This is a genomic window from Streptomyces sp. 6-11-2, from assembly GCF_006540305.1.
GTDB lineage: Bacteria > Actinomycetota > Actinomycetes > Streptomycetales > Streptomycetaceae > Streptomyces.
The window spans coordinates 606,806-632,174 of record NZ_BJOR01000001.1; the positions used below are offsets into that span (position 1 = coordinate 606,806).

Sequence of the window (25,369 nt, forward strand, 5' to 3'; positions counted from 1 at the left end):
GTGCCACAATCCGGTGAGATCCGACTCCCTCTGACGCCCGCTCAATCGGGTATTTGGCTCGCGCAACGGATCGATTCCGGCAACACGGTCTACAACATCGCCGAGTATCTGGACATCCACGGGCCGGTCGATCCGGGCTGCTTCGAGACCGCGCTCCGCCGGGTGGTCGGCGAGACCGACGCACTGCGCGTGCGGTTCGCCGAGCACGGTGACATCCCCGAGCAACTGATCCTTCCCGCGGTCGATTTCCCGTTCCCCGTCCTGGACCTGTCCCAAGAGGCCGACCCGGAGGCCGCCGCGCGGACGTGGATGGACGAGGACCGTGCCCGTCCGATCGACCTGTTCGGCGACTCGCTGTTCGCCTTCGCCCTGTTCAGGATCGCCGCGGACCGCTGGTGGTGGTACCACCGCGTCCACCACATCGTGCTGGACGGCGCCGGCGTGGCCATGTTCGCGCCGAGGGTGGCCGAGGTCTACTCCGCGCTGATGGCCGACACTCCCGTGCCGGCCAGTCCTTTCCCGCCGCTGCGCGGCCTGGTGGATGCCGCCCTGGCCTACACCGATTCCGCGGACCACGCCCGTGACGCCGCCCACTGGACCGAGCGGCTGACCGGCGCGCAGCCCCCGGTCAGCCTCTCCGGCGGCCGGCAGCACCTGCCCAGCGGGGTGATCCGCCGCAGTGAGACGCTCGGCGCCGCGCGGACCGAGGCGATCCGCGGACTCGCGCGCGAGGCCGGTACCGGCTGGCCGACCGTGGTGGTCGCCGCGCTCGCCCTCTACGTGCAGCGCCTCACCGGCACCGACGAGGTGGTCGTCGGCCTCCCGGTCGCCGCGCGTCAGGGCCCGGGCCTGCGCAGCGTCCCCGGCAGCGTGTCCAACCTGGTCCCGCTGCGGCTGCGCGCCGCACCGGACACCTCGGTGGGCGACCTGCTCACCGCCGTCTCCGCCGAGATGCGGCAGGCCGTGCGCCACCAGCGGTACCGGCACGAGGACATGCGGCGCGACCTGCGGCTCGGGCCCGAGCAGCACCTGATCGGGCCGCACGTCAACCTGGTCCTGTTCGACTACGACCTGGACTTCGCCGGGCACGGCGCGAGCGTGCACAACCTGCCGGGCGGCCCGATCACGGACCTCGCGATCGTGCTGGACACCCGCTCCACCGACGGCGCGCTGCGCTTCGACTTCGACGCCAACTCCGCGCTGTACGACGAGGAATCACTCGCCGCGCACCAGCGCCGCTTCCTCGACCTGCTCTCCCGGCTGTGCGCCTGCGACCCCGAGACGCCGGTCGGGCGGCTGGACACCGCCACCGCCGAGGAACACGCGCGGGTGCTGACCCGACCAGCCCCCGTCGGCTCCCCCGCCGCCGCGACGCTGCCGGAGCTGTTCGAGCGGGTCGCCGCCGAGCACCCCGAGCGCACGGCCGTGGTGAGCGACGGGGTGGGCCACAGCTACCGGGAGATCAACGCCCGGGCCAACCAGCTGGCCAGGACGCTGATCGACCGGGGCGCCGGCCCGGAGCGGTTCGTCGCGCTCGCGCTGCCGCGTTCGGTGGAGATGGTGGTCGCGCTGCTGGCCGTCCTCAAGGCGGGCGCCGCCTACCTGCCGCTGGACCCGGCCTATCCGGCCGAGCGGATCGCGTTCATGCTCGCGGACGCCGCACCGGACCTGGTACTGACCGACTCCGCGCACGCGCGGCGCCTGCCGGACACCGAAGGCGTCGCGCTGCTGACTCTGGACGACGCCCGCGCCGGCGCGGAGCCGGCCGACCGGGCCACCGATGACGTCACCGACGCGGAGCGGTCCGCACCGCTCGACCCGCGGCATCCGGCGTACATGATCTACACCTCCGGGTCCACCGGCCGGCCCAAGGGCGTGGTCGTCCCCCACCACAACGTGCTGCGGCTGTTCACCGCCACCGAGCAGTGGTTCGGCTTCGGGCCCGAGGACGTGTGGACGCTGTTCCACTCCTACGCCTTCGACTTCTCCGTGTGGGAGATCTGGGGTCCGCTTCTGCACGGCGGCAGGCTGGTCGTCGTCCCGCACGAGGTGAGCCGTTCGCCGGTGGAGTTCCTGCGGCTGCTGGCCGACGAGCGCGTCACGGTCCTCAACCAGACCCCGTCCGCCTTCTACCAGCTCATGCAGGCCGACCAGGAGGACCCCGGGGCCGGCGTCGGTCCCGCGCTGCGGTTCGTGATCTTCGGCGGCGAGGCGCTGGACCTGCGGCGGCTCGAGCGCTGGTACGCCCGGCACCCGGACGACGCGCCGGTCCTGGTGAACATGTACGGCATCACCGAGACCACGGTGCACGTCAGCCATGCGGCGCTGGACCGCCCTGCCGTGGGCGCGCGGCGGGGCAGCGTGATCGGCTCCCCCATACCCGACCTCGGGATCCACCTGCTGGACGACGCCCTGCGGCCGGTGCCGCCCGGCGTCGCGGCGGAGATGTACGTCTCCGGCGACGGGCTCGCGCGTGGCTACCACGGGCGCCCCGGCCTGACCTCGCACCGGTTCGTCGCCGACCCGTTCGGCCCGTCCGGCACCCGGATGTACCGCACCGGCGACGTGGCGCGCTGGACGGCGGACGGCGAACTGGAGTTCGTCGGCCGGGCCGACCAGCAGGTGAAGATCCGTGGTTTCCGGATCGAGCCGGGCGAGATCGAAGCCGTGGTGGAGAGCGCGGCCGGGGTCGCGCGGGCCGCGGTGATCGTCCGGGAGGACCAGCCGGGCGACAGGCGGCTGGTCGCCTATGTCACGCCGTCCGGCGAGCGCGGCGGCCTCGACCCGGGCGTGCTGCGCGAGACGGTGGCCGCCGCGCTGCCGGACCACATGGTGCCGTCGGCTTTCGTGGTGCTGCCGCGGCTGCCGATCACCGCCAACGGCAAGCTGGACCGCCAGGCGCTGCCGGAACCGGAGTCCGTGGCCGGCTCGGCCGGGCGTGCCCCGCGCACCCCGGTCGAGGAGGTGCTGTGCGGGCTGTTCGCCGAGGTCCTGGGCGTGCCGGGCGTCACCATCGACGACAACTTCTTCGACGTGGGCGGCCACTCCCTGCTGGCCACCCGGCTGGTCAGCAGGATCCGTTCGGTGTTCGGAGTGGAGCTCCAGATCCGGACGCTGTTCGAGGCGCCGACCGTGGCCGCCGTGGCGGACCGCGTCACCTGCGCCGACAACGCCCGCTCCGGCATCTCCCCGATGCCGCGCCCGGCGGAGATCCCGCTGTCCTACGCGCAGAACCGGCTGTGGTTCGTCGACCGCCTCGAGGGCCCCAACTCGGCCTACAACATCCCGCTGGTGCTGCGCCTGTCCGGGCCGCTGGAGCGGGGCGCGCTGCTCGCCGCGTTCGGGGACCTCCTGGCCCGGCACGAGAGCCTGCGCACCGTCTTCCCCGATGTGAAGGGCGTCCCGAGCCAGGTCGTGCTCGACCCGGAGACGGCCGTGATCGAGCTGCCCGTCTCGGCGATCAGCGCCGAGGACCTGCCCGCGGCGCTCGCCAGCTGTGCGGCCGGGGCGTTCGACCTGGCCACCGAACTTCCCTTGCACGTCGACCTGTTCTCGCTCGGCGAGGAGGAGCACGTACTGTCCGTCGTGGTGCACCACATCGCGGCGGACGGATGGTCGCTCGGGGTGCTGGCCCGCGACCTGTCCACGGCGTACGCCGCGCGGCGGGGCGGAGCGCGACCGGACTGGCGGCCGCTGCCGGTGCAGTACGCCGACTACACGCTGTGGCAGCGTGACGTACTCGGCGACGACCGTGACCCCTACAGCACCATGGCACGGCAGATCGCCTTCTGGCGCTCGGAGTTGGCCGGTCTGCCGGACGAGATCACGCTGCCCGCCGACCGGCCGCGGCCGGCCGAGGCCGACTACCGGTCCGGCGTGGTCGAACTGCGGTTGCCGGCCGAGCTGCACCGGGGCCTCGCCGACCTCGCCCGGCAGACCGGCAGCACGCTGTTCATGACGCTCCAGGCGGGGCTGGCCTCGCTGCTGTCGGTGCTGGGCGCCGGCCCCGACGTGGTGCTGGGCAGCCCGGTGGCGGGCCGCACCGACGACGCCCTGGACGACCTGGTCGGCTTCTTCGTGAACACGCTGGTGCTGCGCACCGACGTCTCCGGCGACCCGACGTTCCGGGAACTGCTGGGCCGGGTCAGGGAGTCGGACCTGGCGGCCTACGCCCATCAGGACGTCCCGTTCGAGCGTCTCGTCGAGGTGCTGAACCCGGAGCGTTCACTGTCCCGCCACCCGCTGTGCCAGGTGCTGTTCTCCCTCCAGAAGAAACTCGACACCGCGTTGGAATTCCCCGGTCTGACGGCGGTCGCCGAACCGGGCGTGCGCACGATGGCCAAGTTCGACCTGTCCTTCGAATTCGGTGAACGCCTCGGCGACACGGGAACACCCGACGGTATCGACGGGGTCGTCGAATTCCGGACGGATCTCTTCGACCGTTCCAGTGTGGAAATGCTCTGCGACCGTCTGGTGCGTTTCCTCCGGGCACTCGTCGCCGAACCCGACGCTCCGGTGCGCGCGCTGGACATGTTGTCGCTGCCCGAACGCCGGCGACTGCTGCACGAATGGAACGACACGGAATGCGACGTCCCGGCGGGGACCCTGGTCGACCTGCTGGAACGCACGGCGGCGGAGCGTCCGGACGCGCTCGCGGTGTGCGACGGGACCCGGTCGATGACGTACCGCTCCCTGCACGAGGCCGCCAACCGGCTGGCACGGGAGCTGATCGCCCGGGGCGCGGGTCCCGAGCGCGTGGTGGCGCTGGGCATGCCGCGTTCGGCGGAGCTGATCGTCGCGCTGCTCGCGGTGCTCAAGTCCGGCGCGGCGTATCTGCCGGTCGACCCCGGCCATCCCGTCGAACGTGTCGCGCTGCTGCTGTCCGACGCCGCTCCGGCGCTGCTGCTCACCACCGAGGGCGTACTGGCCGGTTGGCCGCAAAAGGCGCTGGCCGAGGTGCCGACGCTGGCGCTGGACACCCCCGGGACGGTGGAGGCGGTCACGGCCCGCCCCGGGACGAACCCGGTCGACGAGGACCGTGGGGCGCCGCTGCGGGCGGACAACGCCGCCTACGTCATCCACACCTCCGGCTCGACCGGGACGCCCAAGGGCGTCGTGGTGGAGCACCGCAACGTGGTCAACCTGGTCGCCTGGGCGGCGCGGGAGATCGGCGCCGCCGCCCTGTCCCGGCCGCTCGCGTCGACGTCGCTCAGCTTCGACGTGTCGGTCTTCGAGATCTTCGGTCCGCTGACCGCCGGCGGGCGCATCGACGTGGTGCGCGACCTGCTGGCGCTGGCCGAGCGGGAGGACGGCTGGTCGGGCAGCATGATCAGCGCGGTGCCGTCGGCGCTGGCCGAGCTGATCGGCCAGGACAACGTCTCCGCCTCGGCCGGGCTTGTGGTACTCGCCGGCGAGGCGCTCACCGGCCGGGCGGTGGCGGACATCCGCGCCGTCATGCCGCAGGCCCGTATCGCCAACATCTACGGACCGACCGAGGCCACGGTGTACGCGACCGCGTGGTACTCCGACGGCGGGCCCGGAGAGCCGCTGATCGGCCGGCCGGTCGCCAACACCCGGGTGTATGTGCTGGACCCCTGGCTCCGTCCGGTTCCCGCCGGGGTCGCGGGTGAGCTGTACCTGGCGGGCGCGGGCCTGGCCCGCGGCTACCTGGACCGGCCGGCCCTGACCGCGCAGCGGTTCGTGGCCAGCCCGTTCGGCCCGCCGGGCGCCCGTCTGTACCGGACCGGCGACGTGGTGCGGTGGACCGCGGACGGCGAGCTGGCCTACCTGGGGCGCAGCGACGAGCAGGTGAAGGTGCGCGGTTTCCGCATCGAGACCGGAGAGATCGAGTCAGTGATCGCGTCGGACCCCGCCGTGGCGCAGGTGGTGGTGGTCGCCCAGGAGGACCAGCACCGCCACAAGCAACTGGTCGCCTACGTCGTGCCCGCCTCCGGGTCCGAGGCCGACACCGCGCGCCTGCGCGAGCTGGTGGCGACCACCCTGCCCGGCTACATGGTGCCGGCGGCCTTCGTCACCCTGCGCAGGCTGCCGCTCAACGCCAACGGCAAGCTCGACCGCGGCGCCCTGCCCGCGCCGCGGTTCACCGGCGGCCGAGGCGGCCGGCAGCCCCGTACCCCGCGGGAGCAGGTGCTCTGCGGTCTGTTCGCGGAGATCCTGGAGCTGTCCTCGGTCGGCGTCGACGACAGCTTCTTCGACCTCGGCGGGCATTCGCTGATCGCCAACCGGCTGATCATCAGGATCCAGTCGGTGCTCGGCGTCGATCTCGCGGTGCGCGACCTGTTCGAGGCGCCCACCGTGGCCCAGCTGGCGGAACTGGTCGAGCGGGCCGGGACGGCCAGGCCCCGCGCGGTCCCGATGCGGCGCCCGGCCCGGCTGCCGGTGTCGTTCACGCAGCAGCGGCTGTGGTTCCTCAACCGTCTGGAGGGTCCGAGCCCGACCTACAACCTCGGTGTCTCCCTGCGCTTCACCGGCCGGATCGACCGCGACGCCCTCCACGAGGCCCTGCACGACGTCATGGTCCGGCACGAGAGCCTGCGCACGGTCTTCCGCGACCACGACGGGGTACCGGTCCAGTGCGTCGTGCCGGAGCGGGAGGCCCGCCTGCGGATCCCGGTGACCGAGCTGACCGAGCCGGAGCTGGACGCGGCGCTGACCGCGGCCGCCCGCCGTGGTTTCGACCTGGAGAACGAACTGCCGGTCCGGGCGGAACTGTTCGTGCTCAGCCCCACCGAGCAGGTGTTCCTGGTCCTGGTGCACCACATCGTGGCCGACGGCTGGTCGTTCGCGTCGCTGGTGAGCGACCTGTCCACGGCCTACGCCGAGCGGCGCTCGGCGCACGCCCCCCAGTGGGCGCCACTGCCCGTGCAGTACGCCGACTACACGCTGTGGCAGCGGGACGTCCTCGGCGACCTCGCTGACCCCGACAGCGTGCTGGCGCGGCAGATCGGCTACTGGAAGGACACACTGGCCGGCCTGCCGGACCAGCTGGACCTGCCGGCCGACCGGCCCCGCCCGGCGGTCCCCAGCCACGACGGCGGATTCGTGCCGATCACCGTCGGACCCGAGGTGCACGCGCGGCTGCTGGAGATCGCCCGCGGCAGCGGCGCCAGCCTGTTCATGGTGATGCAGGCCGCGCTGGCCGCCCTGCTGAACCGGCTGGGCGGCGGCGTGGACATCCCGATCGGCACCTCGGTCGCCGGGCGCAACGACGAGTCGCTGGTCGACCTGATCGGCTTCTTCGTCAACACCCTGGTCCTGCGCAACGACGTGAGCGGCGACCCGACCTTCCGGCAGCTGCTCGGCCGGGTGCGCGAGGCGGACCTGTCCGCGTACGCCCACCAGGAGGTGCCGTTCGAGCTGCTGGTCGAGACGCTGAAGCCGGAGCGCTCGCTCTCCCGGCACCCGCTGTTCCAGGTACTGCTGAACTTCGAGAACACCCCCGAGATGGAGCTGGGCTTCCCCGGGGTGCGCACCCGCCTGCACCCGGTGAACACCGAGGTCGCCAAGTTCGACCTGTCGTTCTCCGTGCGCGACCGGTACGCCGACGACGGCACGCCGGCCGGGATCACCGGTCTGCTCAACTACAGCAGCGACCTGTACGACCGGGGCACCGCCGAGGACATCTCCGCCCGGCTGAGCCGCCTGCTGGAGTCGGTCGCGGCCGACCCGGCGCACAGGGTCAGCGAGTTGGACCTGCTGGGCGAGGCCGACCGCCACCGCATCCTCGCCCTCGGGGTCGGCGAGATCCGCGAGGAGGTTCCGCCGACGTTCGTCGAGCGCTTCCAGCGGCAGGTCGCGGCGACCCCGGACGCCGTCGCCCTGGTCTGCCGGGACGAGCAGGTGACCTACCGCGAACTCAACGAGCGCGCCAACCGGTTGGCCCACCACCTGATCGCGCGCGGCGTGGGGGCCGAGGACTGGGTCGCGGTCGCCCTGCCGCGCGCACCGCAGCTGGTGGTCGCCCTGGTGGCGGTCCTGAAGGCGGGTGCCGCCTACCTCCCGCTCGACCCGGACTACCCGCCGGAACGCGTCGAGTTCATGATCGAGGACGCCTCGGCCATGCTGCTGCTCACCGACGGCGCCATCGGCGCGGGCCTCCCGCACTCCGACGACCTGCCGCGGCTGCTGCTGGACGAGCCGGAGACGGTCGAGGCCGTGGCCGGGCGCCCGGTGACGGATCCGGGCGACGCCGACCGGCTGTACCCGGTCCACCCGCACCACTCCGCGTACGTCATCTACACCTCCGGTTCCACCGGGCGCCCCAAGGGCGTACTCACCGAACAGCACTGCCTGAGCGACTACCTGCGCTGGAGCACGTCGGGCTACCCGAGCACCACGGGAGCCGCCGTGCTGCACAGCCCGATCTCCTTCGACCTGACGGTGACCGCGCTCTACACCACGCTGTCCGTCGGCGGCACGGTGATCCTGGCCACCCTGGACGACGGCGAGCCGTGGACCCTGGCGGCCCTGGAGCGGACGCCATGCACGTTCCTCAAGGCCACCCCGAGCCATCTGCCGTTGCTGGAGGCACTGCCGGACGCGTTCTCCCCCAGCCGCGAACTGATGCTGGGCGGCGAGCTGCTGCTCGGCGAGACCCTGACCGAGTGGCGCTCGCGCCACCCCGAGGCGCACATCTACAACGGCTACGGACCCACCGAGACCACGGTCAACTGCACCCAGCACGTGATCAGGGCCGGCGAACCCGTCGGCAGCGGCCCGCTGCCGATCGGCCGCCCCATGCCCAACACCTGGCTGTACGTGCTGGACGCGTCCCTGCGGCCGGTGCCCATGGGCGTGGCCGGCGAGCTGTACGTGGCGGGCGAGGGGATCGCGCGCGGCTATCTGCACCGGCCGACGCTGACCGCCGAGCGGTTCGCTCCCAACCCGTTCGGACCGCCCGGCTCCCGCATGTACCGCACCGGCGACATCGTGAAGTGGACCCCGGACGGCGAGCTGTACTTCCTGCGGCGCGTCGACGACCAGGTCAAGATCCGCGGTTTCCGGGTGGAGATCGGCGAGATCGAGAACGCGCTGCTGCGCCGGGCGGGCGTCGCCCAGGCCGCCGTCGTACTGCGGGAGGACCTGCCGGGCGACCAGCGCCTCGTCGCCTACCTGGTGCCGGACGGCCCGCTGGACCAGGCCGAGGTCGCCCGCGAGGTGGCCGCGGACCTGCCGGACTACATGGTGCCCGCGGCCTTCGTGGTCATGGACGAGCTGCCGCTCAGCCCCAACGGCAAGGTCGACCGGCGGGCCCTGCCGGCGCCGGACCACTCCCCCGCCGCCACCACCGGCCGCGCGCCGCGCACACCGCAGGAAGAGCTGTTGTGCGCTCTGTTCGCGCAGATCCTGAACGTGCCCGCGGTCGGAGTCGACGACAACTTCTTCGACCTGGGCGGCCACTCCCTGCTGGCCACCCGGCTGGTCAGCAGGATCCGTTCGGCCTTCGGCACGGAACTGCCCATCCGCGCGCTGTTCGAGAGCCCGACCGTCGCCGCCCTGGCCGGATCGCTGCGCGGCGCGCCGCAGGGCCGGCGGGCGCTGCGCGCCGCCCCGCGGCCGGCGCGCCTGCCGCTGTCCCACGGCCAGCGGCGGCTGTGGTTCCTGAACCGCCTGGAGGGCCACAGCGCCACCTACAACCTGCCGATCGCGCTGGACCTCGACGGTCCGGTGGACGTCTCCGCGCTGCGCTCCGCGCTCACCGACGTGATCGCCCGCCACGAGTCGCTGCGCACGATCTTCCCCGAGCGGGACGGCAGTCCGTACCAGGTGGTACTCGATCCGTCGGTCGCCGCACCGGAGTTCACCGTGCTCGACGTCCCGGCGCACGAGCTGGACGGGGAGTTGCGGCGCATCGCCGGCCAGGGCTTCGACCTGACGGTCGAACTGCCGCTGCGAGCCGCCCTGTTGCGGGTCGGCGAGCGGCAGTCGGTGTTCGTGGTGGTGATGCACCACATCGTCGTCGACGGCTGGTCGACCGGGCCGTTCGGCCGGGACCTCGCCACCGCCTACGGCGCCCGGTGCGCCGGCGCGGCCCCGCGGTGGACGCCGCTGCCGGTGCAGTACCCGGACTACATGCTCTGGCAGCACGCGATGCTGGGCGGCGAGGACGACCCGGACAGCGTGGCCGCACGGCAGTCGGCGTACTGGCGCGAGGCGCTGGCCGGACTGCCGGACGAGCTGAGCCTGCCGGTGGACCGGCCGCGCCCGGCGACCCCCTCGTACCGCGGCGGCTGGGTCACCTTCGGGCTGGAGCCGCGGCTGCACCGGGACCTGGCGGCCCTCGCCCGCCGCCGCGGGGTCAGCATGTTCATGGTGGTCCAGGCGGGGCTGTCGGTGCTGCTGCACCGCCTGGGCGCGGGCACCGACATCCCCCTGGGCACCCCGATCGCGGGCCGTACGGACGAGGCCCTGGACGATCTGGTGGGGTTCTTCGTCAACACGCTGGTGCTGCGCACCGACCTGTCCGGCGAGCCCACCTTCACCGAACTCCTCGACCGGGTACGGGAGACCGACCTGGCCGCGTACGCACACCAGGACGTGCCCTTCGAGCGGCTGGTCGACGTGCTGAACCCCGAGCGGGTCATGGCCCGTCACCCGCTCTTCCAGGTGATGGTCAGCCTGCACAACAACCCGGAGGCCGACTACGACCTGCCCGGGGTGTCCGCGCGGCGCCGCATGCTCGACCTGAACACGGCCAAGTTCGACCTCAACGTCAATCTGCGCGAGCTGTTCGACGACGGCCGGACGCCCGCCGGGATCGAGGCGGTCGCCGAGTACAGCACGGACCTGTTCGACCACGACACCGTGGTGGGGCTGGCCGAGCGGTTCACGCACCTGATGGAACGGCTGTGCGCCGAACCCGACCGGCCCGTCGGCGACGTGGACGTCCTGACTCCGGCCGAGCGCACCCGGCTGCTGCGCGACTGGAACGCCACGAGCGCCGACTTCGGCCCGCACTCACTGGTCGAGGCGATCGAGGCGGCGGCCGCCCGCACCCCGGACCGCGTCGCGGTCGTCGCCGCCGACGGCGGAAGCACCTGCGCCGAGATCACCTACGCCGGCCTGAACGCCAGGGCGAACCGGCTGGCGCGGTACCTGGCCGGCCGCGGCGCCGGGCCGGAGGTCCGGGTGGCGGTGAGCCTGCCGCGCGGGCTGGATCTGGTGGTGGCGCTGCTGGCGGTGCTCAAGTCCGGCGCGGCCTACATACCGCTCGACCCGGCCTATCCGGCCGAGCGGGTGCGGCACATCCTCACGGACGGCTCGCCCGCGCTGGTGCTGACGACCTCCGAGCTCGCCCGCGAACTGCCCGTACCGGCAGGGGCGGAGACGGTCGCGGTGGACGACCCGGCGCTCGGGGCACGGATCGCCGCCCTGCCGGACACCGACCTGCCGGACACGGCGCACGGCGACCACCCGGCCTACGTGATCTACACCTCCGGTTCCACCGGCCGCCCCAAGGGCGTGGTGGTCACCCGCGCGAACATCGCCAACTTCGTGCGGGACATGCGCGAGCGGCTGCCGGTCACCGAGACGGATGTCCTGGTGGCCGTCACCACCGTCGCCTTCGACATCGCCGGTCTGGAGCTGTACGTGCCCCTGGTCGCCGGGGCCCGGCTCGTGCTCGCCGCCACCGGGCAGGTGCGGGACGTCGACGAACTCGCCAAGCTGATCACCGGCATGGGCGCCACCGTGGTCCAGGCGACGCCGACGCTGTGGCAGGAGCTGGTGTCCGGGCACCCGGACGCCCTCACCGGACTGCGGGTCCTGGTCGGCGGCGAGGCACTGCCCACCGGACTGGCCGCCCGGCTGCTCGAACTGTCCGCCGGGGTGCGGAACATGTACGGCCCCACCGAGACCACGGTGTGGTCCACCACCGCCGCGCTGGACGACCGCCCCGGCGCGCCGGTGATCGGCCGGCCGATCGCGAACACCCGCGTGTACGTGCTGGACGCCCGGCTCGCACCGGTGCCGGCCGGCGTCGCGGGTGACCTGTACCTCGCCGGTGACGGAGTGGCCCGCGGCTACCTGGGCCGTCCCGGGCTGACCGGCGAACGCTTCGTGGCGGACCCGTTCGGCCCGGCCGGTACCCGGATGTACCGCACCGGCGACATCGCCCGGTGGAACACCGCGGGCGAGCTGGAATTCGTGGGACGGGCCGACGACCAGGTCAAGGTGCGCGGCTTCCGCATCGAACCGGGCGAGATCGAGACCGTCCTCGCCGCTCACCCGGCGCTGGCCCACGCCACCGTGGTGGCCCGGGAGGACGGCGAGGGAGACAAGCGCCTGGTGGCCTACCTGGTCGCGGCTCCCGGCCGGGAGGTGCCGGCCGCGGCCGAGCTGCGGGAGCACGCGGCGCGCGTCCTGCCGGACCACATGGTCCCGGCCGCGTTCGTCGCCCTCGACGCCCTGCCGCTCACCCCGAACGGCAAGGTGGACCGCAAGCTGCTGCCCGCCCCGGACTTCGCCGTGCTGGTCGGCGACGAGCGGCCGCGCACACCGCGCGAGGAAGCGCTGTGCGAGGTGTTCGCCGAGGTACTCGGCCTGCCCTCGGTGGGCATCCGCGACAGCTTCTTCGACCTCGGCGGCGACAGCATCGTCTCGATCCGCCTGGTCGGCCGGGCGCGGGCGAGAGGGTTGCGGATCAAACCCGAGGACGTGTTCGTCCACCGGACCGTCGAAGGACTCGCGTCCGTGGCCGCCGACGTGCCCGACCTCGTCGTCGAGTCACCCGAGGCCGGAATCGGCGGCGTCCCGCTGCCACCGGCCGTGCACGCGCTGCGGGAGCGGGGCGGCCCGGTCCGGGCGTACCATCAGTCGCTGCTGCTGGACGCCCCCGCCGATCTCGGTCTCGACCGGCTGCACGAGCTGGTGGGCATGCTCACCGACCGGCACGACGCGCTCCGGCTGCTGCTGGGCCGCCATCAAGGCGGCGAGGACGGCGCCCGGTGGAGCCTTCAGGTGCGGCCCCCCGGCACGGTGGACGCCGCCGGCCGGGTGGCCCGCGTGGCGGTCGCCGGACTGGACGCGGACGGGCTGGCCGTCGTGGTGCGCGACCACACCGGGCCGGCGGCCGGACGTCTCGACCCGGAAACCGGGGACGTCGCCCGGTTCGTCTGGTTCGACGCCGGACCCGGACGGCAGGGCCGGCTGCTGGTGGTGCTGCACCGGCTGGTCGTGGACGCGGTGTCCTGGCACGTCCTGCGCACCGATCTGACCGCCTGCCGGCGGGTCCTGGCCGGAGAGAGCCAGGACGCCCCGCGACCGGCCGGCACCTCCTACCGCCGCTGGGCGCAGCAACTGGTGGCCGCGGCGCAGGACCCGGAACGCGAGCGCGAACTGGACTGGTGGAGGACGACGCTCAGCACCGCCGAACCCCGGCTCGCCGACCGGCCGTCGGCTCCCGGGCCGGACGAGCCCGGTGCCACGGGCACGCTGCACCGCACGCTGCCGGCGCGACGGACCGAACCGCTGCTCGGCCGGGTGCCCGCCGCGTTCCACTGCGATGTGGACGACGTGCTGCTCACCGCGCTGGCGCTGGCCGTCCCGCAGTGGCGGCGCCGGCACCTGCGGGACCACCTCGGCGGCACGAGCGTCCTGGTGGACCTGGAGCGGGACGGGCGCGAACCGTTCGCCGAGGGCCAGGACCTCTCCCGCACCCTGGGCCGGTTCACCACGGCGCACCCGGTACGCCTGGACGCCGGCGCCGTCGACCGGTCCGAGCTGACCGCGGGCGGCGAGGCCGTGGGCAACGCCGTCAAGGCGGTCAAGGAGCAGCTGCGCGCGGTGCCGGACGGCGGTGTCGGCTACGGCATGCTGCGGTATCTCAACCCGCGCACCGCCCCCGTGCTGACCGGACTGCCCCGGCCGGACATCCGCTTCACCCACCTCGGCAGGCTCGACGACGACGCCCTCTCCGAGTGGCCGGTCTCCGCCGGACCCACCGAGCAGGCGCCGACGCCGGAAGCGGGGCACGCGCTGGAGCTGACCACCTCGGCCGTCGACGGTCCCGAGGGCCCCTGCCTGACCGTGACCTGCTCCTGGCCGGGCGAGCTGTTCGGCGAGGCGGCCGTACGCGAACTGGTCGACGACTGGTTCCGCGCGCTGGAAGCCATCACCACCCGTTCCGAGGCCTCCGGCGCCGGCGGACACACCCCGTCGGACCTCTCCCTGACCGGTCTCGACCAAGGCGACATCGACGTTCTGGAAGCTGACGGAAGGTACTTCTCCTCATGACGAAGCCGGGGTTCCAGGACGTCCTTCCGCTCTCGCCCCTCCAGGAAGGCCTGCTCTTCCACACCGTCTACCACGAGCGCTCGCTGGACATCTACACGGCGAGACTCTGCCTCGACCTCGAAGGCGAGCTGGACGCAGGGGCGTTGCGGGAGTCGGTTGCGGGCCTGCTGCGCCGGCACCCCAACCTGCGGGCCGCCTTCCGCTACGAGCGGCTCAGCCGCCCGGTGCAGCTCATCCCGCGCGAAGTTCCCCTGCCCTGGCAGGAGTTCGACCTGCGCGACCTGCCCGGGGAGCAGCAGGCGGCGCGGCTGCGGGAGCTGACCGCGGCCGCGTCGGAGCGCGCCTTCGACCTGGCACGGCCCCCGCTGCTGCACTTCACGCTGATCCACCACGGCGAGCGCGCCCACCGGCTCGTCATGGCGCACCACCACATCCTGCTGGACGGCTGGTCGGTGGGCCGGCTGATGACGGACCTGTTCACGCTGTACGGCGCGGGCGGCGACGAGTCGGCGCTGCCGCCGGTGACGCCGTACCGCGACTACCTCGCCTGGCTGGCCGGGCAGGACCGGCCCGCGGCGGAGGAGGCGTGGCGGACGGTGCTCCACGGCGTCGAGGAACCGACGCGGCTGGTGTCCGACGACCGGCTGCGCACCCCGGTCGCGCCCGAGCGCCTGCTGGTGGAGGTTCCGGCCGGGCTGAGCCGCGAGCTGACCGCGACGGCCCGCAGACACGACCTGACCGTCAACACGGTCTTCCAGGGCGCCTGGGCGCTGGTTCTGAGCCGGCTGACCGGCCGCACCGACGTGGTGTTCGGCGGCACCGTCTCCGGACGTCCGGCGGACATCCCCGGTGTGGAGAGCATCGTCGGCCTGTTCATCAACACCCTGCCGGTGCGGGTGCGGCTCGACCCGTCGGAGCCGGTGGGCGAGATGCTGGCCCGCTTCCAGCGGCAGCAGGCCGGGCTGATGTCCCACCAGCATCTGAACCTGCCCGATGTGCACGCCCTGGCCGGCGCGTCCGGCGAACTGTTCGACACCATCACCGTCACCGAGAACTACCCCTTCGACGAGAAGGGTTTCCGTGAGCTGGCCGGACTGACGATCGTCGGCGCGCACGGCGCGGACGCCAACCACTACCCCCTGAGCGTGGCCGCCCTGCCCGGCGAGACGCTGCGGATCCGTTTCGGCTACCGGCCGGACGTCTTCCGCCCGGCGGACGTGGAGGCGATCGGAGCCCGGCTGGTGCGGGTGCTGGAAGCGGTGGTGCGCGACCCGGACTGCCCCGTCGGCCGACTGGACGTGCTCGCCCCGGAGGAGCGCGAAGAGGTCCTGCTGCGGCGCAACGACACGGGAGGCGAGCGTCCGAGAACCCTGCCGGAGCTGTTCGCGGAGCGGGTCGCCCTGGCGCCGGCGGACCCGGCCGTCGTCTTCGAGGACACCACGCTGTCCTACGCCGAGCTGGACCGCCGCGCCAACCGGCTGGCCCATCACCTCGTCTCCGCCGGAGTCGGGCCCGAGCAGTACGTGGCCCTGGCACTTCCGCGATCCGCGGACCTCGCGGTCGCCGTACTCGCCGTACACAAGGCCGGGGCGGCGTATCTGCCGGTGGACCCCGACTATCCGGCCGAGCGCATCGCCCACATGCTCGACGACGCGCGGCCCGGAGTCGTCCTCACCACCACTGCCGTCGCCGCCGGCCTGCCGGCCGGCGACCGCCTGCTCCTCGCGCTGGACGACCCCGCCACCGCCGCACGCATCGCCGCCGCCCCCGACGACCGGTCCCCCGCCTCGCGTCTGACGGCCGATCACCCCGCGTATCTCATCTACACCTCCGGATCCACCGGCAGGCCCAAGGGCGTCGTCGTCACCCACCGCGGCATCGCCTCCCTCGTCGCCGCCCAGACCGAACGCTTCGAGGTCGGCCCCGGCAGCCGGGTCCTCCAGTTCGCCTCCCTCAGCTTCGACGCCGCCTTCTGGGAGCTGGTCATGGGCCTGCTCACCGGCGCGACGCTCGTCCTGGCCCCCGCCGAGCGGCTCCGCCCCGGGCAGCCGCTGGCCGACCTCGTCGCCGAGCAGCGCGTCACGCACGCCACCATCCCCCCGGCCGCCCTCGCCGTCCTCGACCGGGGCTCCCTCCCCGAAGGCATCACCCTGGTGGTCGCCGGCGAGGCCACCGCACCCGAACTCGTCGGCCGCTGGTCCGCCGGCCGCCGCATGATCAACGCCTACGGTCCCTCCGAGACCACCGTGTGCGCCACCATGAGCACCCCGCTCGCCGGAGAGGTCGTACCGCCCATCGGCGGCCCGATCACCGGCGCCCGCGTCTACCTCCTCGACTCCGCGCTGCGGCCGGTGCTGCCCGGTGTCCCCGGCGAGCTCTACCTCTCCGGAGCCGGCCTCGCCCGCGGCTACCTCGACCGTCCCGCACTCACCGCCGAACGGTTCGTCGCCAACCCCTTCGAGGGGTCCGGCGCCCGGATGTACCGCACGGGAGACGTCGCCACCTGGGACCAGGACGGCCGGCTCGTCTTCCGGGGACGCGCCGACAGCCAGGTGAAACTGCACGGCTTCCGCATCGAGCCCGGCGAGATCGAGTCGGTGCTGCTGGCCCAGGACGGCATCGCCCAGGCCAGCGTGATCGTCCGCGAGGACCGGCCGGGCGACCACCGGCTGGTCGCCTATCTGGTGCCGGAGGCCGGCACCGCCGCGCCGGGCGTGGCCGACGTGCGCACCGCCGTCTCGAACGCGCTGCCGTCCCACATGGTGCCCGCGGCGTTCATGATGCTCGACGAACTCCCGGTGACGCCCAACGGGAAGCTGGACAAGCGGGCGCTGCCGGCCCCCGACTTCTCCGGGGTGACCTCCGGCCGCACCCCCCGGACCCCCCAGGAGGAGATCCTGTGCGGGCTGTTCGCGGAGATCCTCGGCGCGTCCGTCGTGGGCATCGACGACAGCTTCTTCGAGCTCGGCGGCCACTCGCTGCTGGCGACCCGGCTGGTCACCCGGATCCGCTCGGTGTTCGGCGTGCGGATCTCGTTGCGCAGCCTGTTCGAGTCGCCGACGGTGGCCGCGCTCGCCCACCTGCTCACCCCCGACGGGCCGGTGGCCCGGAGGATCGAGCCGGTGCCGCGCCCGGACGACGTGCCGCTGTCGCTGCAGCAGACCAGGCTGTGGTTCATCAACCGGTTCGAGGGCCCGAGCCCGGCCTACAACGTGCCGATGGCGGCCCGGCTGACCGGCCCACTGGACGTGGCGGCGCTGCGCGCGGCGCTGGCCGACGTGGCCCGGCGGCACGAGTGCCTGCGCACGGTCTTCCCGGACCGTGACGGCACGCCCTGCCAGGTCGTGGTGGACACCGTCCCCGGACTGCGGGTGACCGACGTCGACCCGGCCGATCTGGCGACGGCGCTGGCCGGGGCCGCGAGCGAGGGCTTCGACCTGACCGCCGAGCCGCCGGTACGGGCGCGGCTGCTGCGGCTGGGCGACGAGGAGCACGTGCTGCTGGTGGTGATGCACCACATCGTGATGGACGAGTGGTCGGCCGTGCCTTTCGGCCGCGATCTGTCCGCCGCCTACGGCGCGCGGCGCGACGGCGGTGAGCCGTCGTTCGCACCGCTGCCCGTGCAGTACGCGGACTTCGCCCTGTGGCAGCGCGAGGTGCTCGGCAGCGAGGACGACCCGGACAGCGCGGTCTCGCGGCAACTGGCCTTCTGGCGCGAGACGCTGGCCGGACTGCCGGACGAGCTGAACCTGCCGGTCGACCGGCCGCGTCCCGCGACCCCCTCCTACCGGGGCGGCACGGTCGGCTTCCGGATCAACCGGGAGGTCCACCAGCGCCTGGTCGCGCTCTCCCGCAGCTGCCAGGCCAGCGTGTTCATGACGTTGCAGGCGGGCCTCTTGGTGCTGCTGCACCGCCTGGGCGCCGGAACGGACATCCCGCTCGGCACCCCGATCGCCGGGCGCGGCGACGAGTCGCTGGACGACCTGGTCGGCTTCTTCATCAACACCCTGGTGCTGCGCACCGACCTCTCCGGGGACCCCGACTTCCGTGAGCTGCTCGGCCGGGTGCGGGAGGCCGACCTGGCCGCCTACGCGCACCAGGAGGTGCCGTTCGAGCGGCTGGTCGAGGTGTTGAACCCCGGCCGGTCGATGTCCCGGCACCCGCTGTTCCAGGTGATGCTCACCCTGCACAACAACCCGACCGCGCCGTTCCGGCTGCCGGGAGTGCGGGTCGGCACGCAACGCGTCGACACCGGGGTGTCCAAGTTCGACCTGCTGTTCAGCCTGCGCGAGAGCTACACGGCCGACGGGCGTCCCGGCGGCGTCGAGGGCTTCGTGGAGTACAGCGGGGACCTGTTCGACGAGCCGACCGCCGAGCGGATCGCGGCGTCCTTCGTGCGGGTGCTGGAGGGCGTCGTCGCCGAACCGGCCCGCCCGGTGAGCAAGGTCGACGTACTGGACCCGGTCGCCCGCCACGAGCTGCTGGTCACCCGCAACGCCACCGAGCACGAGGTGCCCGCCGCCTCGCTGCCCGCGCTGTTCCAGGCCAAGGTCGCGGAACGCCCGGACGCCCCCGCGCTGGTGTGCGGCGACGAGGAGCTGACCTACGCCGAGCTGAACGCGCGGGCCAACCGGCTCGCCCGGCTGCTGATCGGCCGTGGCATCGGTCCCGAGCACATCGTGGGTCTTGCCCTGCCCCGCTCGGTGGAGCTGATCGTCGGTCTGCTCGCCGTGCTCAAGTCCGGCGCGGGCTATCTGCCGGTCGACCCGGAGTACCCGGCCGAGCGGATCGCCTTCATGCTGGCCGACGCCGCTCCCCGACTGCTGCTGTCCACCACCGGGGTCGCCGGCCGGCTGCCCGCCGGGCCGACGCTGGCACTGGACGACCCGGATGTACGGGCCGAACTGGCCGCGCCGGCGGACACCGACCCCGGCGACGACGAGCGGATCGGGCCGCTGCTGCCGCAGCACCCCGCCTACCTGATCTACACCTCCGGCTCGACCGGCCGCCCCAAGGGCGTGGTGATGCCCGGCGGCGCGCTGGTCAACCTGATGTCCTGGCACGCCGCGGCCGTCCCCGCCGAACCGGACGCCCGGACCGCCCAGTTCACCGCGATCAGCTTCGACGTCTCGGCCCAGGAGATCCTCTCGGCCCTGCTCGACGGCAGGACATTGGTGGTGCCGGACGAGGAGACCCGGCGCGACCCGGCCAGGTTCGCGGCCTGGCTGCGGGAGCGGCGCATCACCGAGCTGTACGCGCCCACCATGATGCTGGACGCCCTCGGCGAGGCCGTCGCGGAGCACGGCACCGGCCTGCCGGACCTGCGGCACGTCGCGCAGGCCGGGGAGGCGCTGGTGCTGGGCGACCGGGTGCGCGAGCTGTGCGGCGCGACCCCGGACCGCGTGCTGCACAACCACTACGGCCCGTCCGAGACGCACGTGGTCACCGCGCACACCCTGCCCGCGGACCGGTCGGCCTGGCCCCGGACCGGCGCGCCGATCGGGCGTCCGGTGTGGAACACCCAGGTGTACGTGCTGGACGCGGCCCTGCGACCGGTGCCGGACGGCGTCGGCGGCGAACTGTACATCGCGGGCGCCCAGTTGGCCCGCGGCTACCACGACCGTCCGGGCCTGACCGCGGAGCGGTTCACGGCCGACCCGTTCGGGCCGCCCGGCGCCCGGATGTACCGCACCGGCGACCTGGTGCGCTGGAACCGCGACGGTGAGCTGGAGTACGCCGGCCGCGCGGACCACCAGGTGAAGATCCGCGGCTTCCGGATCGAGCCGGGCGAGATCGAGGCCGTGCTGCGCACCCACCCCGAGGTGGCGCAGGCCGCCGTGGTGGCCCGGGACGACGGGCGCGGCGGCCGCCGTCTGGTCGGCTACGTGGTGCCGGTGGCCGGCCCGATCGGGCGGGACGCCCTGCGCGCGCATGTCGCGGCCGCGCTGCCGGACCACATGGCGCCCGGGGCGTTCGTGCTCATGGACGCGTTCCCGCTGACGCCCAGCGGCAAGCTGGACCGGGCCGCGCTGCCGGTGCCCGAGGCCGAGGCGCCCGAAGGGCGCGCCCCGCGCGGCCCGCGGGAGGAGATCCTCTGCGGCCTGTTCGCCGAGGTGCTCGGTGTCGGCTCGGTCGGCGTCGACGACGACTTCTTCGCCCTCGGCGGCCACTCGCTGCTGGCGACCAGACTGGTCAGCAGGATCCGCGGCACGCTGGGCGTGGAAGTGGCCGTACGGGACGTCTTCGAGTCCCCGACCGTGGCGGGCCTGGCCGGCAAGGCGGCCGGCGCGGCGGGGGCGCGCGCCGCGGTCCGCGCGATGCCCCGCACGGACCTGGTCCCGCTGTCGTTCGCGCAGCGCCGGCTGTGGTTCCTCAACCGTCTCGAGGGCCCGAGCTCCACGTACAACCTGCCGCTGGCCGCCCGGCTGACCGGCCCGCTCGACGTCGAGGCGCTGCGGGCCGCGATCGGTGACGTGGTGGCCCGGCACGAGAGCCTGCGCACCACGTTCCCCGAGACCGACGGCACCCCCCGCCAGTCCATCGCCCCGGTCGGGCAGGCCGCCCCGGCCTTCGTCGTCTCCGAGACCGACGAGGCGGGTCTGGACGCCGTCCTGGAGGAGGCCGCCTTCCGCGGATTCGACCTGGCCGGTGAACTGCCTTTGCGGGCACACCTGTTCCGGCTCGGCCCGGACCGCCATGTGCTGCTGATCGTGATGCACCACATCGCGGGCGACGGATTGTCCATGGCGCCGATGGCGCGCGACCTGGCCGAGGCGTACGGCGCCCGGCTGGCGGGCCGCGCGCCCGGCTGGGCGCCGCTGCCGGTCCAGTACGCGGACTACACGCTGTGGCAGCGCGAGGTGCTGGGCAGCGAGACCGAGCCGGACAGTGGGATCGCCCGGCAACTGGAGTTCTGGCGGGACACTTTGACCGGGCTGCCGGACGAGCTGCGGCTGCCCGCCGACCGGCCGAGGCCCGCGGTGGCCGGCCACAAGGGCTCCACGGTGCCCTTCGCGGTCCCGGCCGAACTGCACGAGCGGATGGCGCGGTTGGCCCGGCGGACCAGGACCAGCCTGTTCATGGTCGGCCAGGCCGCGCTCACCGCGCTGCTGACCCGGCTGGGCGCGGGCACCGACATCCCGCTGGGCACCCCGGTCGCCGGCCGCGACGACGAGGCGCTGGACGAACTGGTCGGCTTCTTCGTCAACACCCTGGTGCTGCGCACCGACACCGGCGGCGACCCGAGCTTCGCCGCACTCCTCGACCGGGTCCGCGAGAACGACCTCGCCGCCTACGCCCACCAGGAGGTGCCGTTCGAACGGCTGGTGGAGGTGCTCAACCCCGAACGCTCCCTCGGCCGCCATCCGCTCTTCCAGGTGTGGCTGAACCTCCAGAACACCGCCGACGTCGAGATCGGCCTGCCCGGTCTGGAGATCGGCGCGCAGGGCGTCGGCATCGGCGCCGCCAAGTTCGACCTGGCCTTCAGCCTGCGCGAACGCTACGACGAGCAGGGCGGACCGCTGGGCATGACCGGCCTGGTCGAGTACAGCGACGACCTGTTCGACCCGGAGACCGTCTCGCGCATGGCCGACCGGCTGCTGCGCCTGCTGGACGCCGCCTGCGTCGATCCGGACCTGCCGATCAGCCGTCTGGAGGTGCTCTCCCCGGCGGAGCGGCAGCAGGTGCTGTACGACTTCAACGCGACCGCGCACGACGTGCCCCGCGGCACCATCGCGGAGCTGTTCGGCCGTCAGGCCGCCGCCACCCCGGACTCGGTGGCGATCAGCTTCGACGGCACGGAGCTGGGGTACGCGCGCCTGGACGCCGAGGCCAACCGCCTCGCGCACCTGCTGGCCGGCAGGGGCGTCGGCCCCGAGGACGTGGTGGCCGTCGCGCTGCCGCGCACGCCGCGGTCGGTGGTCGCACTGCTGGCGGTGCTCAAGGCCGGTGCCGTCCACCTGCCGGTGGACCCGGCCTATCCGGCCGAGCGGATCGCCTTCATGCTCGCCGACGCCGGGCCGGCCGTGCTGCTGACCGAAGGACCGGCCGCCGCCGGGCTGCCCGGCTCCGACGTCCCGCGGGTGCTGCTCGACGACGCCGGTGTGCGCGCCGAACTGGCCGCGCTGCCGGACACCGCGCCGGACAGGGGCCGCACGGCCTCCCCCGCCAACGCCGCCTACATGATCTACACCTCCGGCTCCACCGGCACGCCCAAGGGCGTGGTGGTCCCGCACGAGGGCATCGGCGGCTTCGGTGCGATCCGCGAGCAGTTCGGCCTCGACGCGAGCAGCCGGATGCTCCAGTTCGCCTCCTCCAGCTTCGACGCCGCCATCTGGGAGGTGCTCGCGCCGCTGCTGGTCGGCGGCGTCCTGGTGATGGCCCCCGCCGAGGACCTGGCGGTCGGCGAGCCGCTGGCCGCGCTGCTGGCCCGGGAACGGGTCACGCACGCCAACATTCCGCCGGCCGCGCTCGCGGTGCTGCCGCCGGGCGCGCTCCCGGACGGCATGAACGTGATCGTCGCGGGTGAGGCGTCCTCGCCCGACCTGATCGCCCGCTGGGCGGACGGCCGTCGGCTGCTCAACGCCTACGGCCCGACCGAGGCGACCGTGTGCGCCACCGTCAGCGCACCGCTCACCGCGGGCGTCAACCCGCCGATCGGCCGCCCGCTGTGGAACGTGCGGGTGCTGGTCCTCGACGAGGCGCTGCAACCGGTTCCGGTCGGCACGCCCGGCGAGGCGTATCTGGCCGGGGCCGGTCTGGCCCGCGGCTACGCGGGCCGGCCCGGACTGACCGCCGAGCGGTTCACGGCCGACCCGCACGGCCCGGCCGGCTCCCGGATGTACCGGACGGGCGATCTGGTCCGCCGGCTGCCGGACGGCGACCTGGAGTTCGTCGGCCGCGCCGACGACCAGGTCAAGATCCGCGGTTTCCGGATCGAGCCGGGCGAGATCGAGTCGCTGCTCGCCGCCCACCCCGACGTGGCGCAGGCCGCCGTACTCGCGCGGGAGGACGAGCCGGGCGAGCGGCGCCTGGTCGCCTATGTGGTCGCCGGGGAGGGCCGTACGACGCCCTCGGCGACGGCGCTGCGGGAGCATGTCGCCGCGCGGCTGCCCGAGTACATGGTGCCGTCGGCCTTCGTGGTGCTCCCGGCGCTGCCGTTGACCCCCAACGGGAAGATCGACCGCAGGGCGCTGCCCGCGCCGGAGTCCGCCGGTCCGTCCGGTGGCCGTGCCCCGCGCAACGCGACCGAGGCCGGGCTGCGGCGGATCTTCGCCGAGGTGCTCGGCGACGAGGACGTCGACGTCGAGGCGAACTTCTTCGAACTCGGCGGGCACTCCTTGCAGGCGACCAAGTTGGTCAGCCGGATCCGCAGCGAGTTCGCCGCCGAACTGCCGCTGCGCGACTTCTTCGAGAACCCGACCGTGGCCGGACTGGCCGTGCTGGTCGGCGGGGCCGGGGAAGCCCGGCGGACCGTGGTGCCGCGGCAGCGGCCGGAGCACGTCCCGCTGTCGTTCGCACAGCGCCGGCTGTGGTTCCTCAACCGCCTGGAGGGACCCAGCCCGACGTACAACATTCCGCTGTCCATGCGGCTCACCGGCGCCCTCGACGTGGAGGCGTTGCAGGCCGCGATCGGTGACGTGGTGGCCCGGCACGAGAGCCTGCGCACCACGTTCCCCGAGACCGGCGGCACTCCCCGCCAGGAGATCCTGGACCCGGAGGCGGCGACACCCCGCCTGCGGATCGCCGACGTCGCACCGGACGAACTGGACGCCGCGGTCGCCGGGGCCGTCGGCCACGGCTTCGACCTGGCCGCCGAACTGCCGGTGCGGGTGCACCTGTTCACCGTGGGCCGGCGCGACCATGTGCTGGTGTTCCTGGTCCACCACATCTGCTGCGACGGCTGGTCGCTGGGCCCGCTGCTGCGCGACCTGTCCGACGCCTACCGGGCCCGGGCGGCCGGACGGACCCCGCAGTGGACGCCGCTCGCCGTACAGTACGCCGACTACGCCCTCTGGCAGCGCGACGTGCTCGGCAGCGAGGACGACCAGGACTCCCGGCTGGCGGCGGAGTTGGGCTACTGGCGCGAGCAGTTGGCCGGCCTGCCGGAGGAACTGGCGCTGCCGACCGACCTGCCGCGCCCGGCCCGGCCCAGCCACCGAGGCGGACTGGTCCGGCTGCGGTTCGAGCCTCCGGCGCACCGTGCGCTGGTCGAGCTGGCGAAGACCGCGGGGGCCAGCCCCTTCATGGTGGTGCAGGCCGCGCTCGCGGCGCTGTTCGACCGGATCGGCGCGGGCAGCGACATCCCGTTGGGGACCACGGTCGCCGGACGCACCGACGACGCCCTGGACGAACTGGTCGGCTTCTTCGTCAACACCCTGGTGCTGCGCACCGACACCAGCGGCGACCCGACCTTCCGGGCGCTGGTGGAGCGGGTGCGGCGCACCGACGTCGCCGCCTTCGAGAACCAGAACGTGCCGTTCGAACGGCTCGTCGAGGTGCTCGGCCCCAGCCGTTCGATGTCCCGGCACCCGCTGCTCCAGGTGATGCTCAACCTGCTGAACACCCCGCCCGCCGAGCTGAGCCTCGGCGACGACCTGACCATCGCCCAGCAGCCCCACGGCCTGCGGGTGGCCAAGTTCGACCTGGCGTTCAACCTGGCCGAGACGGTGGACGCGGACGGGCGCCCGGACGGCATCGTCGGTGTGGTCGAGTACAGCACCGACCTGTTCACCGAGGGCACCGTCCAGTCGCTGGCGGACCGGCTGGTCGCGCTCCTTGAGCGGCTGCTGGCCGAGCCGGACCGGCCGATCGGGGAGCACGACCTGCTGACCGCCGGCGAGCGGGAGCTGCTGCTCGGCGCCTGGCGCGGCACCGAGCCGGGGGTGCCGGCCGGCACCCTGGCCGAGTTGTTCGAGGCGCAGGCGGCACGCACCCCGCGGGCGACCGCCCTGTGGTGCGAGGGCGAAGCAACCAGCTACGCCGAGCTGAACGAGCGGGCCAACCGGCTGGCCCATGAACTGATCGCCCGCGGGGTCGCCCCGGGCCGGATCGTCGCGGTCGCCGTCCCGCGCTCCCCCCAGCAGGTCACCGCGTTCCTGGCCGTGGCCAAGGCGGG

At 73.6% G+C, this 25,369-nt stretch carries 2 protein-coding genes (1 of these 2 only partly in view); both read left to right on the top strand.

What is annotated here, in order from left to right:
* Positions 1-14,253 (top strand): non-ribosomal peptide synthetase, encoded by a 14,253-nt coding sequence (locus TNCT6_RS02845; RefSeq protein ID WP_141356227.1) that lies wholly within the window; start codon positions 1-3, stop codon positions 14,251-14,253.
* Positions 14,250-25,369, top strand: partial view of a non-ribosomal peptide synthetase gene (locus TNCT6_RS02850; protein WP_141356229.1) — the 5' portion only. Its footprint extends 3,055 nt past the window's final position; the window shows 11,120 of its 14,175 coding nt (coding positions 1-11,120); the start codon lies at positions 14,250-14,252; its stop codon lies beyond the right edge, outside the window. Before TNCT6_RS02845 ends, TNCT6_RS02850 begins: the two co-directional genes overlap by 4 nt.